Source organism: uncultured Virgibacillus sp. (assembly GCF_947495635.1).
Lineage (GTDB): Bacteria > Bacillota > Bacilli > Bacillales > Amphibacillaceae > Virgibacillus > Virgibacillus salarius.
Window position 1 is genome coordinate 1 of the sequence record NZ_CANMAB010000212.1, and the last position, 715, is coordinate 715.

At 39.4% G+C, this 715-nt stretch carries 1 protein-coding gene; it reads right to left on the reverse strand.

Annotated elements, in window-relative coordinates:
* Nucleotides 1-715, reverse strand: a 715-nt coding sequence (locus Q1A47_RS20525) for an AMP-binding protein (RefSeq protein WP_299632749.1), incomplete at both ends; no start/stop codon positions are given.

Here is a 715-nt window from a genome sequence, read left to right on the forward strand (position 1 = left end):
ATTTCTTGTCGATCGATTTCCGTTGCCATACAACCGATCGTGGTTTCGGTTGGTCCATAGTGATTCATAAAACAAATCTTATTTTCTGTATCCTTGGCAAAAAAATGTGTTAAATCGTTCCGATTTAATGGTTCTCCACCTAGGATTAGTAAACGAAGTTTTCCTGTTTGCAGGAAGGTATCTAATTCATCGGATTGCATCATCACAGAAAACAGCGAAGGGGTCATTTTAACATACGTACAATGCTTCCCAATGAATGATACTAATTTGTTTGGATCCTTATAGGTGCTCTCAGAAGCGATGTGTAACGTAATCCCGCTCAGTAATGCCGTATAAATGGTTGTATAGCCTAAATCAAACGCATAGGAGGATAATAAAGCCGTTTCATCTGTCGATGTAAGGTTAATTTTTTGGATCATCGCAACTGTGTAATTAATGAGATTCGCATGACTTACCATGACACCTTTTGCTTTTCCAGTCGTTCCAGATGTATACATAACATAGGCTAGATCACGAGATTCATGGTTTATATCCAGATTGGTAGAATCAGCTTGATAAGCGCTTGAGTCTGCAAGATTGACAATCATTCCTGCAAAAGCCGTTTTATTTGCATAGGATGAAGTCGTCACGAGTACGTCCAGTTTGGCATCTTCTATCATATAATTGATTCGATCGATTGGATGTGTTGGATCGATAGGTAAGTAGGCGCCGCCTG